General features: G+C 38.4%; 14 protein-coding genes. All 14 read left to right on the forward strand.

What is annotated here, in order from left to right; translation table 11 throughout:
- Nucleotides 1–13: 13 nt before the first annotated feature.
- The 14 genes from nusA (at nucleotide 14) to AC1DFT_RS03520 (ending at nucleotide 13,560) form a co-directional block, all read left to right on the forward strand.
- The gene (nusA, locus tag AC1DFT_RS03455) at nucleotides 14–1,144 is read left to right on the forward strand and encodes a transcription termination factor NusA (protein ID WP_477917629.1); all 1,131 of its coding nucleotides are present in this window, start codon (nucleotides 14–16) and stop codon (nucleotides 1,142–1,144) included.
- Nucleotides 1,145–1,169: 25 nt separating this feature from the next.
- A complete protein-coding gene (gene rnpM, locus AC1DFT_RS03460) occupies nucleotides 1,170–1,448 on the forward strand; it encodes an RNase P modulator RnpM (RefSeq protein ID WP_093263079.1) in 279 nt (92 codons plus the stop codon).
- Nucleotides 1,445–1,765 (forward strand): YlxQ family RNA-binding protein, encoded by a 321-nt coding sequence (locus AC1DFT_RS03465; RefSeq protein ID WP_093263075.1) that lies wholly within the window; start codon nucleotides 1,445–1,447, stop codon nucleotides 1,763–1,765. Before rnpM ends, AC1DFT_RS03465 begins: the two co-directional genes overlap by 4 nt.
- A gap of 4 nt (nucleotides 1,766–1,769) precedes the next feature.
- Nucleotides 1,770–4,100 (forward strand): translation initiation factor IF-2, encoded by a 2,331-nt coding sequence (gene infB, locus AC1DFT_RS03470; protein ID WP_477917631.1) that lies wholly within the window; start codon nucleotides 1,770–1,772, stop codon nucleotides 4,098–4,100.
- Nucleotides 4,097–4,375 (forward strand): DUF503 domain-containing protein, encoded by a 279-nt coding sequence (locus AC1DFT_RS03475; protein WP_477917633.1) that lies wholly within the window; start codon nucleotides 4,097–4,099, stop codon nucleotides 4,373–4,375. The genes infB and AC1DFT_RS03475 overlap by 4 nt, the downstream gene beginning before the upstream one ends.
- A gap of 22 nt (nucleotides 4,376–4,397) precedes the next feature.
- A complete protein-coding gene (gene rbfA / locus AC1DFT_RS03480) occupies nucleotides 4,398–4,742 on the forward strand; it encodes a 30S ribosome-binding factor RbfA (RefSeq protein WP_477917635.1) in 345 nt (114 codons plus the stop codon).
- 75 nt (nucleotides 4,743–4,817) lie between these two features.
- Complete coding sequence (gene truB / locus AC1DFT_RS03485; protein WP_477917637.1) at nucleotides 4,818–5,726, forward strand: tRNA pseudouridine(55) synthase TruB; 909 nt, start codon at nucleotides 4,818–4,820, stop codon at nucleotides 5,724–5,726.
- Nucleotides 5,727–5,740: 14 nt separating this feature from the next.
- Nucleotides 5,741–6,688, forward strand: coding sequence for a riboflavin biosynthesis protein RibF (gene ribF, locus AC1DFT_RS03490; RefSeq protein ID WP_477917639.1), 948 nt, complete (start codon nucleotides 5,741–5,743; stop codon nucleotides 6,686–6,688).
- Nucleotides 6,689–6,821: 133 nt separating this feature from the next.
- Nucleotides 6,822–7,091, forward strand: a complete 270-nt coding sequence (gene rpsO / locus AC1DFT_RS03495; RefSeq protein ID WP_093263058.1) for a 30S ribosomal protein S15 — start codon at nucleotides 6,822–6,824, stop codon at nucleotides 7,089–7,091.
- Between the two features lie 153 nt (nucleotides 7,092–7,244).
- The gene (gene pnp / locus AC1DFT_RS03500) at nucleotides 7,245–9,365 is read left to right on the forward strand and encodes a polyribonucleotide nucleotidyltransferase (protein WP_477917642.1); all 2,121 of its coding nucleotides are present in this window, start codon (nucleotides 7,245–7,247) and stop codon (nucleotides 9,363–9,365) included.
- A 362-nt stretch (nucleotides 9,366–9,727) separates the two neighbouring features.
- Complete coding sequence (locus tag AC1DFT_RS03505) at nucleotides 9,728–10,960, forward strand: M16 family metallopeptidase (RefSeq protein ID WP_477917644.1); 1,233 nt, start codon at nucleotides 9,728–9,730, stop codon at nucleotides 10,958–10,960.
- Between the two features lie 941 nt (nucleotides 10,961–11,901).
- Nucleotides 11,902–12,174: a YlmC/YmxH family sporulation protein gene (locus AC1DFT_RS03510; RefSeq protein ID WP_477917646.1), complete on the forward strand. Its 273-nt coding sequence runs from the start codon at nucleotides 11,902–11,904 to the stop codon at nucleotides 12,172–12,174.
- The gene (locus AC1DFT_RS03515) at nucleotides 12,171–12,989 is read left to right on the forward strand and encodes an NAD(P)-dependent oxidoreductase (protein ID WP_477917648.1); all 819 of its coding nucleotides are present in this window, start codon (nucleotides 12,171–12,173) and stop codon (nucleotides 12,987–12,989) included. The genes AC1DFT_RS03510 and AC1DFT_RS03515 overlap by 4 nt, the downstream gene beginning before the upstream one ends.
- Entirely contained in the window at nucleotides 12,973–13,560 is a 588-nt protein-coding gene (locus tag AC1DFT_RS03520; RefSeq protein WP_477917650.1) for a dipicolinate synthase subunit B, read from the forward strand. The genes AC1DFT_RS03515 and AC1DFT_RS03520 overlap by 17 nt, the downstream gene beginning before the upstream one ends.
- Nucleotides 13,561–13,590: the final 30 nt, after the last annotated feature.

Genomic DNA, 13,590 nt, shown 5'->3' on the forward strand with positions numbered 1-13,590 from the left:
AGGAGTGATGGCTATGAGTAGTGATTTATTAGATGCGCTAACTGCGCTCGAAAAACAAAAAGGAATTTCAAGAGATATATTAATCGAAGCAATTGAAGCAGCATTAGTAACTGCTTATAAACGAAATTTTAACCAAGCGCAAAATGTGCGAGTGGATATTAATCTGGCAGTTGGAACTATGCTTGTTTATTCTCGAAAAGATGTAGTGGAAGAAGTAACAGATGACCGTTTACAAATTTCGTTAGAAGATGCACAAGCGATCAATCCACATTATGTGGTAGGGGATATCGTGGAGGAAGAAGTAACACCACGTAATTTCGGTCGTATTGCCGCTCAAACTGCCAAACAAGTTGTAACACAACGCGTACGTGAAGCAGAGCGTGGGCTTATATACGAAGAGTACGTAGATCGTGAAGACGATATTGTCAATGGAATCGTCGAGCGTTTGGATGCACGTAATATTTACGTAGGCTTAGGGAAGGTAGAAGCTGTACTTCCTGCAAATGAACAAATCCAAACAGAAACATATCGTCCACATGACCGTATTAAAGTGTATATTACGAAAGTGGAACGCACATCTAGAGGACCACAAGTATTCGTTTCAAGAACACATCCAGGCTTTCTTCGCCGATTATTTGAAATGGAAGTTCCAGAAATTTTTGAAGGAATCGTCGAGATTAAATCGATTGCTCGTGAAGCAGGAGACCGCTCGAAAATATCCGTTTTTGCGCATAACGAAGAAATCGATCCAGTCGGTTCTTGTGTTGGAGCAAAAGGAGCTCGCGTACAAACAATTGTAAACGAGTTAAGCGGAGAGAAAATCGATATTGTTGAATGGTCTGAAGATCCTGTTGTTTTCGTTGCAAATGCACTTAGTCCTTCCAAAGTATTGGATGTACAAGTAAATGAAGAAGAGAAATCTACTACCGTAGTAGTTCCAGATTACCAACTTTCACTTGCTATTGGTAAAAGAGGCCAAAATGCTAGACTTGCGGCTAAATTAACTGGCTGGAAAATTGATATTAAAAGCGAAACAGATGCAAGAGAATTAGGGATTTATCCGAATGAAAACTCTCCTAAAGTCATTTTAGAAAGCCTTGATGATGAGATGAATGATTTCGATTTTTATAAAGACGAAGAGTAAGAATAAGCAAGGATGGTGAGCTTGTATGGCAATTCAAAAGAAAATTCCATTACGTAAATGTGTTGCTACCGGTGAAATGTTCCCGAAAAAGGAAATGATTCGCATCGTTCGTTCAAAAGAAGGCGAAGTTACGGTCGATTTGACTGGAAAAAAATCAGGTCGTGGCGCATACGTATCTAAGACGATCGAAGCGGTAAACCAAGCGAAAAAGAAAAATTCGCTAGCCAATCATTTAGAAGCTTCAATTCCAAATGAAATATATGATGAATTGATCGTTATCATCGAAAGAGAAAAACTAAAATGACGATTGAACAGCAAATTACCCAACTACTTGGACTGGCAACGCGTGCAAGAAAAACGATTTCTGGCGAAGAGTTAGTCGTGAAAGAAATAAGAAGCAAAAAAGCAAAACTTGTTATTTTAGCATCAGATGCTTCTGACAATACTGCAAAAAAACTGAATGATAAATGTGCATCTTTTAACGTTGAGCTGCATGTCTTTGGAGACCGGCACGATCTCGGACATGCGACGGGAAAAGAGGCCAGGGTGGCAATAGCCATTATGGATGACGGTTTCGCTAAAAAACTGTCCGGCCTTCTCAACGAATATAACCGGGGGTGAGCTAATGACTAAAATCAGAGTTCATGAATACGCGAAACAAATAGATAAATCGAGTAAAGAAGTTATTGAGCAACTAGGAAAGCTTAATATTCAAGTGACGAATCATATGGCGATGCTTGAAGGAGATGCAGTCCAAAAACTAGATAGTGTTTATAAAAAATCTTCTGCTAAACCAGCTCAAAATCAATCACAATCAAAACCAGCAAGCCAAAACCAATCAAAACCRGCAAGCCAAAACCAATCAAGACCGGCAAGCCAAAACCAATCAAGACCGGCAAGCCAAAACCAATCAAGACCAACAAGCCAAAACCAATCAAGACCAGCAAACCAAAACCAATCAAGACCGACAAACCAAGGAGCAGCAAAACCGGCTCAAGGTAATGTCAGTCAAGGTTCAAACAATCAATCAAAAGATAAAAAGCCTTTTACTAACAATAATCGCCCAGGCGGAAATAACCGACCAGGCGGCCAAAATAGACCGGGTGGACAAAACAGACCAGGACAAAAATTCCAAAAAAGAAGAAAAGGTCCTACAACTCCTGTTCAACCGCCAGTACCGAGAAAAGAAAGAGAACTTCCTGAAAAAATTACATTTACTGAGTCATTAACAGTAATGGAGTTAGGGAAAAAACTAGGTCGTGAACCAGCAGAAATTATTAAAAAATTGTTTTTACTTGGTGTAATGGCAACGATTAACCAAGAACTGGATAAGGATGCAATTGAGTTAATTTGTGCAGACTACGGAGTAGAAGTAGAAGAAGAAATTAAAATCGATATTACCGATTTAGAAGTACATTTCGAATCTTCTGAGGAAGACACAGCTAATTTAACAGAACGTCCACCAGTTGTTACCATTATGGGACATGTTGACCACGGGAAAACAACGTTACTAGACTCGATTCGTAATACAAAAGTTACGGCTGGAGAAGCTGGTGGTATTACACAACATATTGGTGCTTACCAAGTAGTGGATAACGGTAAAAAGATTACATTCCTAGATACACCTGGACATGCTGCCTTTACAACAATGCGTGCACGTGGAGCGAAAATAACGGATATTACTATTCTTGTGGTTGCTGCCGATGACGGTGTTATGCCACAAACAGTTGAAGCAATTAACCACGCGAAAGCTGCGGAAGTACCAATCATTGTTGCAGTCAACAAAATGGATAAACCAGCAGCAAACCCAGACCGTGTAATGCAAGAACTAACAGAACATGGTTTAGTTCCGGAAGCATGGGGCGGAGAAACAATTTTCGTGCCAATTTCAGCGCTAAAAGGTGAAGGAATCGATAGTCTTTTGGAAATGGTATTGTTAGTATCAGAAGTTGGAGAACTAACTGCTAATCCAAAACGTCTTGCAAGAGGTTCTGTTATTGAGGCTCAACTGGATAAAGGTAGAGGGTCAGTTGCAACTCTATTAGTACAAGATGGAACACTTAAAGTTGGAGATCCAATCGTAGTAGGTCACGCATTCGGGCGTGTTCGTGCAATGGTGAATGATCTTGGTCGTCGAGTAAAAGAAGCAGGCCCATCTACACCAGTAGAAATTACTGGATTAAATGAAGTACCACAAGCAGGGGATCGCTTCGTTGTATTTGAAGATGAAAAAACAGCTCGTCAAGTTGGGGAAACTCGTGCTTCTCATGCACAAGTAAACCAACGATCTGAAAAAACTCGTGTGACTTTAGACAATTTATTTGATCAAATGTCACAAGGGGAAATGAAAGAGCTAAACTTAATCGTTAAAGCAGACGTTCAGGGTACTGTAGAGGCAATGGCGGCTTCATTGATGAAAATTGAAGTAGAAGGTGTAAATGTACGAATCATTCACACTGGTGCTGGTGCAATTACAGAGTCGGATATTAGCTTAGCAGCAGCTTCTAACGCTATTGTAATCGGATTTAATGTTCGTCCAGATACGAATGCTAAACGTGCAGCGGACGAAGAAGGCGTAGATATCCGCTTACACCGAGTAATTTATAAAGTAATCGAAGAGATTGAATTCGCGATGAAAGGATTGCTAGATCCTGAATTCCAAGAGAAGATTATTGGGCAAGCAGAAGTTCGTGAAACATTTAAAGTATCTAAAGTTGGAACAATTGCTGGTTCATACGTAACGGAAGGTAAAATTACAAGAGACAGTGGTGTTCGTATTATCCGTGATTCCATCGTTATTTTCGAAGGCGAATTAGATACATTAAAACGTTTCAAAGATGATGCAAAAGAAGTAGCAAAAGGATATGAATGTGGTGTTACGATTAAAAACTTCAATGATATTAAAGAAGGCGACATTATCGAAGCATTCATCATGGAAGAGATTAAACGAAAATGATCGTATATGCAGAGTGTGATTTCCTCATTCCTACTGCACATTCACTTAAAGAAAAACGAGCAGTGCTTCAACGAATGCTCACTCGCACGAAACAAAAATTCAATGTTTCTATTTCGGAACTAGCTCACCAAGATGTGTGGCAGCGGACAACGATCGGAATCGTTTCCGTTGCTTCTGGGAAGGATGCAGCAGAACGTGAGCTTACGCATGCTATTCGTTATTTAGAATCGTATCCGGAATGGGAATGTATCGAAATTAGAAAAGAACATTTATGATAGAAAATGAGGTGTAGCCATCATGTCGATGCGCGCTAACCGAGTTGCAGAACAAATGAAAAAAGAGCTAGGCGAAATTATTGGCCGAAAGTTAAAAGATCCTCGTATCGGGTTTGTTACGGTAACGGATGTTGCGGTAACTGGCGATTTACAACAAGCGACAATTTATATAACTGTCCTTGATGGAAAAAAAGAAGATACGTTAAAAGCTTTAGAAAAAGCAAAAGGATTTATCCGTTCGGAAATCGGACAACGTATTAGATTACGCATTACGCCTGAACTGTTATTTCAATTTGATGAATCTGCAGCTTACGGAAATCGAATAGATGATTTACTAAGACAGATTAACAAATCATCTGAAGAGTAAAAACAAACAAAGAAGTCTGCTGAACGATACAAGCAGACTTCTTTGTTGTATCTTATGAAATTAGAGGTGAACTACATGTACGAAGGTATACTTCCACTATGGAAAGAAAAAGGAATGACTTCCCACGACTGCGTATTTAAACTACGCAAAATATTAAAAATGAAACGAATCGGCCATACAGGCACATTAGATCCAAGTGTTGAAGGTGTTCTGCCTATTTGTTTAGGGCAGGCAACAAAAGTATCCGAATATATTATGAACGAAGGCAAGACATATATTGCAACTGTATCGATAGGTTCATCTACTACAACCGAAGATGCGGACGGCGAAGTGATCAAACAAGACATCACTGCAAAAAACTTTTCACGGGCCCAAATTTTAGAAGTACTGAAACAATTAACTGGTGAAATAACGCAAACTCCACCTATGTTTTCTGCTGTAAAAGTAAATGGGAAAAAACTATATGAATACGCTAGAGAAGGAAAAGAAGTAGAACGTCCAAGCCGTCAAGTAAAGATTTATAAACTGAGCCTACTTGATGAACTGGGAGATTTTTCTGGTGAAAATGTACAATTTACGATTGAAATAGGTTGTAGTAAAGGGACATATATTCGAACACTTGCTGTCCAAATCGGAGAATTACTTGGATACCCTGCCCATATGTCTTCATTAGTACGAACAACTTCAGGAAACTTTACAAAAGCACAATGTTTAACCCTTCATGAAGTACAAGAAGCGGTTGAAAATATGCAGTTAAATAACGCCATTTTACCATTAAAAGAGGCGCTCGGGCATTGGCCGTCCATCGAGATAACAGAAGAAACTAAAAAGAGTATTACAAACGGTCAAGTAGTAGAATCCCATCCATTATTAGAAATGAATGATAAAATTATATACACATTAGATTCTAATCCGATTGCTATTTATATTAAACATCCAACAAAAGATGGTATGATGAAACCAGAGAAAATGTTTTCAGCTTAAAAAAGGAGATTAATATGGAAGTATATCACGTATCTTACCCCAACCACTTATATACAAACGAAACTAGTGAATCCTATGCTTTAGCTATTGGCTTCTTTGATGGAGTACATGCTGGTCATCAAGCGGTTATCCAAGAAGCTTTAAATAAAGGAAAAGAGCTAAATATTAAAACGGCTGTCATGACCTTCGATCCTCATCCATCATTGGTGCTTGGTGGCAGGAAAGAACAAATTTTTTATATAACACCTCTTGAACAAAAAATAGAAATATTGAAAGAACTGCAAGTAGATGCTGTTTTTGTTGTGCGGTTTACATCTGACTTTGCTAAATTGACTCCTGTCGAGTTTATCGAATCGTTTATCAAACAAGCAAATGTGAAGCATGTTACTGCAGGTTTTGATTTTACATTTGGAGCATTTGGGAAAGGAACGATGGAAGACATGGAACAGCTTTCAGAAGGCAAATATACCGTTTCTGTAGTCGGGAAGCAAGAACTATCCGGAGAGAAAATTAGCTCTACTAGAATAAGAGAAGAGCTAAAATCTGGGAATATGGAAAAAGTAAAAGAATTATTAGGAAGACCATTCATGTTGTCGGGAGTCGTTGTTCATGGAGATAAACGAGGAAGAACAATTGACTTCCCAACTGCCAATATTCAACCTACTGAAGGTCAATTCACTCCTGCAACCGGAGTGTATGCGGTGAAAATTCGCGTGCAAGAGAAGTGGTATGATGGAGTTTGTAATGTAGGTTTTAAGCCGACTTTTAATAATCCGGATGAAAAAAAACTATCGATTGAAGTACATATTATTGATTTTGATCAATCTATTTACGGTGAAGAAGTGATTGTACATTGGTATATGCGAATCAGGTCCGAGCAAAAATTTAATGGAATAGATGCATTAAAAGCACAAATAACAAAAGATAAATTAGTAGCAATCGATTATTTCAAGCAGGCATAATTGGTTGCTTCGTATAAAGTAATATGTTATTCTGTAAAAGTACAAAATTGTACTTAACCTTTCCTTGGCTTTTTCGATTCTCCAACGATTGCTCAGGAACAGGGGATACTATGAATTTTAGGAGGAAACAAACATGGCAATTACAAAAGAACGTAAAAATGAATTAATCGCTGAGTTCAGAACTCACGAAAGCGATACTGGATCTGCAGATATTCAAATCGCAGTTCTTACAGAAGAAATTAATTCTTTAAACGAACATTTACGTACACACAAGAAAGATCATCACTCACGTCGTGGTCTATTCAAAATGGTTGGACGTCGCCGTAACTTGTTAAAATACTTACGTGAAAACGAAGTACAACGTTACCGTGAGCTAATCGCTAAACTTGGTTTACGTCGATAAGATACCATCTAAGAAAGCGGGATTTATCCCGCTTTTTCTTTTGCGTAAAATACTTCGCATAGTTTTGGTTTTTTTGATACACTACTTATGATACATATAACTTTTATATACATTTATTATGAAGTTTTTGAAGTCGAGAGGAGTTTTGATTAAATGAGTGAAAAGAAAGTATTTACGTACGAATGGGCAGGTCGCCCCTTACAAGTAGAAATTGGACAACTAGCAAAGCAAGCAAATGGAGCAGTATTAGTTAGATACGGTGATACAAGCGTACTGTCTGTTGCAACTGCTTCTAAACAACCGAAAAACTTAGATTTCTTCCCACTGACAGTGAACTATGAAGAAAAGCTATATGCGGTTGGTAAAATTCCTGGTGGATTTATTAAAAGAGAAGGACGCCCTTCTGAAAGAGCGATTTTAACAAGTCGTTTAATCGACCGTCCGATTCGTCCATTATTTCCAGACGGATTTCGTAATGAAGTGCAAGTAATCTCTATCGTTATGTCTGTTGATCAAAATTGTTCATCAGAGATGGCAGCGATGCTAGGTTCTTCTTTAGCGCTTAGCGTGTCAGACATTCCGTTTGACGGGCCGATTGCAGGAGTGCAAGTTGGTTTAATAGGAGACGAATTCATTATTAACCCGACTGTAGAACAAATGGAAAAGAGTACACTTGATTTAACAGTTGCTGGAACAAAAGATGCGATTAATATGGTAGAAGCTGGAGCGAAAGAAGTTTCAGAAGAAATCGTATTAGAAGCAATAATGTTCGGTCATAACGAAATCATTAAACTAATCGAATTCCAAGAACAAGTCGTAGCTGAAATTGGAAAAGAGAAAAAAGAAATCCCTTTATTCGAATTAGACAAAGAACTTTTTGAAGAAGTAAAAGGCATTTGCGAAACAAAACTTGTACAAGCTATTCAAGTACAAGAAAAACATGCACGCGAAGATGCAATTACAGAAGTCAAAAACGAAGTATTAGAACAATTTACAGAAAAAGAAGCGGACGATGTAACATTAAAACAAGTTCGTGAAATTTTAGATGCAATGGTGAAAGAAGAAGTCCGCCGTTTAATCACGGAAGAGAAAGTACGTCCAGATGGTCGTGGTGTAGCAGAGATTCGCCCACTTTCTTCAGAAGTTGGCATTTTACCAAGAACACATGGTTCTGGATTATTCACGCGTGGACAAACACAAGCATTAAGTATTTGTACTTTAGGGCCACTTGGCGATGTGCAAATTATTGATGGTCTAGGATTAGAAGAAACAAAACGTTTCATGCATCATTATAATTTCCCACAATTTAGTGTTGGGGAAACAGGTCCAATCCGAGCTCCAGGTCGTCGTGAAATTGGACATGGTGCCTTAGGTGAGCGTGCATTGGAAGCAGTTATTCCAGATGAAACTGATTTTCCATACACACTTCGCCTAGTAGCTGAAGTTTTAGAGTCGAATGGTTCTACTTCTCAAGCAAGTATTTGTGCGTCTACACTTGCGATGATGGATGCTGGTGTTCCACTAAAAGCTCCAGTAGCAGGTATTGCGATGGGATTAGTTAAAAAAGGCGAACATTACACGATCTTAACGGACATTCAAGGGATGGAAGATCATCTTGGAGATATGGACTTTAAAGTGGCTGGTACTTCTAAAGGGATTACAGCACTACAAATGGACATTAAAATCGATGGCCTATCTAAAACAATTTTAGAAGAAGCATTAGAACAAGCGAAAATTGGTCGTATGCAAATTTTAGAAAGTATGCTTGCAACGATTAACCAACCACGTGAAAAATTATCTCAATACGCACCGAAGATTACAATGATTAAAATTAATCCAGACAAAATCCGCGATGTAATTGGACCAGGTGGTAAACAGATCAATAAAATTATTGATGAAACTGGTGTAAAAATTGATACAGAGCAAGATGGCACAATTTATATTGCATCACCAGATGAAGAAATGATTGCACGTGCGAAACAAATTATTGAAGACATCGTTCGAGTAGCTCAAGTCGGCGAATATTATTTAGGAAAAGTAAAACGAATTGAAAAATTCGGTGCTTTCGTCGAAATATTCAACGGTAAAGATGGTCTCCTACACATTTCAGAAATTCAAGAAGAACGTACGAAAAATGTAGAAGATGTACTTAAACTTGGAGATGAACTTCTAGTAAAAGTAATCGAAATCGACAATCAAGGTCGCGTAAACTTATCTCGCAAAGTTGTATTAAAAGAGGAAAAAGAACGCGAAGAGCAAAAAGAACAACAATAAAAAATAGTTCATTGTTGCAAATTAGGTTGACCGTAGGCATATAATAACTACGGCAACTTTTTTTAATACCCATTAATATCTTACATAAAGTGAAACTTCAATCAGTGGGAGTTTCTTCATCCCCACTGATTGTTAGTTGAGACCCACACGATGTGGGTTACGCAGACGTTGCAAACGCTCTTTTATTTTGCGACGAGCTTTGCGCAGGAGCAACACGATGTTGCGTACTTAGTCTGCGATCATTCAATGGCTTTTACGGGCAGTTGATCTCCCACTTATCTTTTTCGCTTTTCTTAAATCTTGGAGTGGAAATCTTGACTTGCCGTTAATGCGGGATAAATAACTTAGACAGAGGTGCAATATTGATAAAGACAATTACTTGTAATAACGGGCTTCGAATCGTTTCAGAACATATTCCACACGTACGTTCCGTAGCGGTTGGAATTTGGGTGCAGGCTGGTTCAAGATACGAACTTCCAGAAGAGAATGGATTGACCCATTTTATCGAGCATATGTTGTTTAAAGGAACGACAAAAAGAACGGCTAAACAAATAGCGGAGGAATTCGACCGCATTGGCGGTAATATTAATGCATTTACTTCGAAAGAAAATACTTGTTATTATGCAAAAGTATTGGATCATCATGCAACCCACGCCGTAGAAATACTCGCAGACATGTTCTTCCATTCCGTATTTGATCCAATCGAAATTGAAAAAGAACGCCAAGTCGTGTTAGAAGAAATAAATATGGTAGAAGACACGCCGGATGATATAGTTCATGAATATTTATGGAAAGAAATGTACGGAGATCATCCACTAGGAGCACCGATTTTAGGAACAGAGGAAACGCTAAATACCTTTACAAAAGAAATGATTTTATCGTATATGGAAAAGCATTACACTCCAGAAAACATCGTTATTTCCGTAGCAGGTAATATTCCAGAAGGTCTTACCGATTATATTGAATCGTTATTTGGACAGTTGGCTAATAAGAATCCACAGGAGATCCCTACATTTGCGACACCAGTAATTAGTCCGATTTACACGCAAAATAGCAGAGAAACAGAACAAGCGCATATTTGTTTAGCCTATCCGGGATTAGCAGTAAAAGCGGATAATATTTATAGCTTAGTCATTTTAAATAATATTTTAGGTGGAAGTATGTCATCCAGATTATTCCAAGAAATTCGAGAAGATAAAGGGTTAGCCTACTCCATTTATTCTTATCATTCTTCTTATGAAGATAGTGGGATACTTGCAATTTATGGTGGTACATCTAGTAAACAATTGAACGAATTAAAGTCTTCTATTTCGGATACAATTCAAACAGTTGTCCAAAACGGATTTACAGAAACCGAAGTTGCCAGTGCAAAAGAGCAGCTAAAAGGGAATTTGTTACTTGGCTTGGAAAGTACCAATGCGCGGATGAGCCGCAATGGTAAAAATGAATTATTATATGGAAAACATCGTTCACTTGATGAAGTGAGTGAAACAATAGATGAAGTAACGCTAGCTTCTGTAATGGATTTAGCAAAAGAAATTTTTTCGCACAAGCCTGCCATATCGATTATTATGCCAAAAAACGCCGATCAATGATGATTGGCGTTTTTTTATTAGAGAATAGACAATGGTTTGTATTTATAAGTTACAGGTCACATTGTAGGGATACTGCGACGTAGTGAGTTGAATGAGGTATCCGCTGTGATTTTCGCTGCAGGGCGTACGCTTTCCGTGGGGTGAGTGATGAGCCTTCACCGCCGCTTGCGCGTACGTTGTGAAGACTCATCTGCCCACAGAGGAACAAAGGCTAAGTACGCCACATCGTGTGGCAACGCCTTCGTGACCAACATCGTGTTGGCCTCCACTGGAGTCGACGCCTGCAGCGAAAATCAATGGAAATTGCTAAATTATTGAGATCCCATATTAACAATAAATGGTTGAACGAGACAATAACCTAGCTGAATACGACAAACTAGTCGAGTAGATGCCAGCTAGGCGTGTTTGACGGGCTTTAAGACATATAATTCCTATAATAGGTCGGAATTATTGTTGTCTCACATCAAGTAAAGAGCCATTTTGAGAATTGGTTGCTTTCACGAGTAATTTGGTTGCTCTCGTGTTGATTTAGTTGCTTTCGTAGTAGAACTGGTTGCTCCCAGTGATCGGTTGGTTGCCCTTAACCATTTATTGGATGAATGCAATGGAAAAACTGGTTGAAATTTTGTTTTTTAACGGGATGGTATGGATAAATGGGCAATTTCTTTTGATTTTCGCTACAGACGTCGACTCCTGCCGGATGGCTCATCGCTCACCCGGCGGAAAGCGTACGGCTGTAGCGAAAATCACATCGGACACTTTATCCAACTCACTACGTCGCAGTTTCCCTATTTAGCGCATTATCCAATAAGCAGCCGAATCTTCACAGGCTGTGTGTCATTCATGAAGTTGCACTTAAAGCGTGATTGCTTTATTTTTTAATTCACTTTGCTTCATAAAATGGCATATACATAAATAGAAAGAAATAAGGAGGGAAATGATTGTTACTTTCGGAACTGGCAGAAAAAGAATTAATACAAGTGAAAGACGGTGCAAGATACGGTAAGCTAGCGGACACAGAACTATTTTTCAATCCAAAAACAGGTAAAATAGAAGGATTTGAAGTGTTTCAAAAGGCAGCATCTTTTTTCCAAGCAAACAAAGCAAATAAGAAAAAAGAATTTATCGCATGGGAAGAAATCATCCTTATTGGAAAAGATCGTATTTTGTTCAATGAAACTGATTCTACCGGCGATGCAAGTGAATACTCATGAAGAAGAAATGTGTCATTATCGGCACGGACCTACGTTTATCGTATTTTCACACAGCTATTAGTAGTGATCTAGAAACGAAATTAATTGCGACAATGACGTGGGATGACGAATTAAAAGAAGCAATCAATCAATTTGAACCACAGGTCATCTTTTTGCCAATTCAACCGCTTCAAATGGAATGTCCATTTATTCTACCGGAATCATGTAAAGTCCTTTTTGTTGGTAAACAAAACGAAGAGATCAAGCAAGAAATAGAACGTAGAAACATGCACGTTTTTGCCTATTTGGAAGATGAGCAATACATTTGGGATAATGCCAATCTGACAGCAGAAGGTTTTATTAATTACTTTTATACAGAAGAAAAACAAGCGATCTATAATAAACAATTTATCATTACAGGTTATGGGAGAGTAGGGAAGCGACTTGCACATGCTTTGCATCATTTAGGTGCTAAAGTAGTCATTTCTGTAAGATCGGAACATCAATTATTTGAAGCAAAAAGCTATGGCTATGACATAGAAACATTAGAAAATATATTGGATAAACAAAAAGAAAAGGCAGCCTATTTGATCAACACCATACCATCTAAATGGTTAGAAAATTCGCAGGTGGCATTGTTTAAACAAGTTTTCGACCTTGCTTCCAATCCAGGATGTTTACTGGATACGAAGGAGAATATTCCGTCCAATTATGCGCTTGCGACTAGTTTACCTGGTATGTATTTTCCGCAAGATGCTGGTTTGCTTATCGCCCAAGCGGTTCAAAAATATTTGTCTTTTTTAGAGGAGGAAAAAAACAGTGTTGAAAGATCTTAGAATAGGTCTTGGCATTACGGCATCTCATTGTACGTATGAGGAAGTAATTCCGATGATAAAACAATTTACAGATTTAGGCGCGGTCGTAGTGCCTATTATTACGTATTCCGTGTTAACGGCAGCTACCCGTTTTGGAACGGGAGAAGAATGGATTGAAAAAATTGAAGGGGCAAGTGGTAGCAAAGTCATTTCTAAAATTGTAGAGGCAGAGCCTTTTGGACCGACAAATCCACTTGACTGTATGGTCATTGCGCCGATGACTGGAAATTCGATTAGTAAGCTTGCGAATGCGCAAACAGATTCTCCTGTTTTAATGGCGGCAAAAGCGACATTACGAAATGGTAAACCAGTAGTCCTAGGAATATCGACAAACGATGCATTAGGATTGAATGGGATGAATATCATGAAACTTTTATCGACAAAAAATATTTATTTTATTCCTTTTGGTCAAGACAGTCCTCACTCCAAACCAAACTCGCTAATCGCTGATTTCACAAGGATTGTACCTACTGTGGAGCACGCTATTTTGAAAAAGCAATTACAACCTCTACTCATTACACATTCATCATAAATATAAATGGTGATGTATTTTCATGTATAA

The sequence above is a fragment of the Psychrobacillus sp. 05T411 genome (assembly GCF_056396485.1).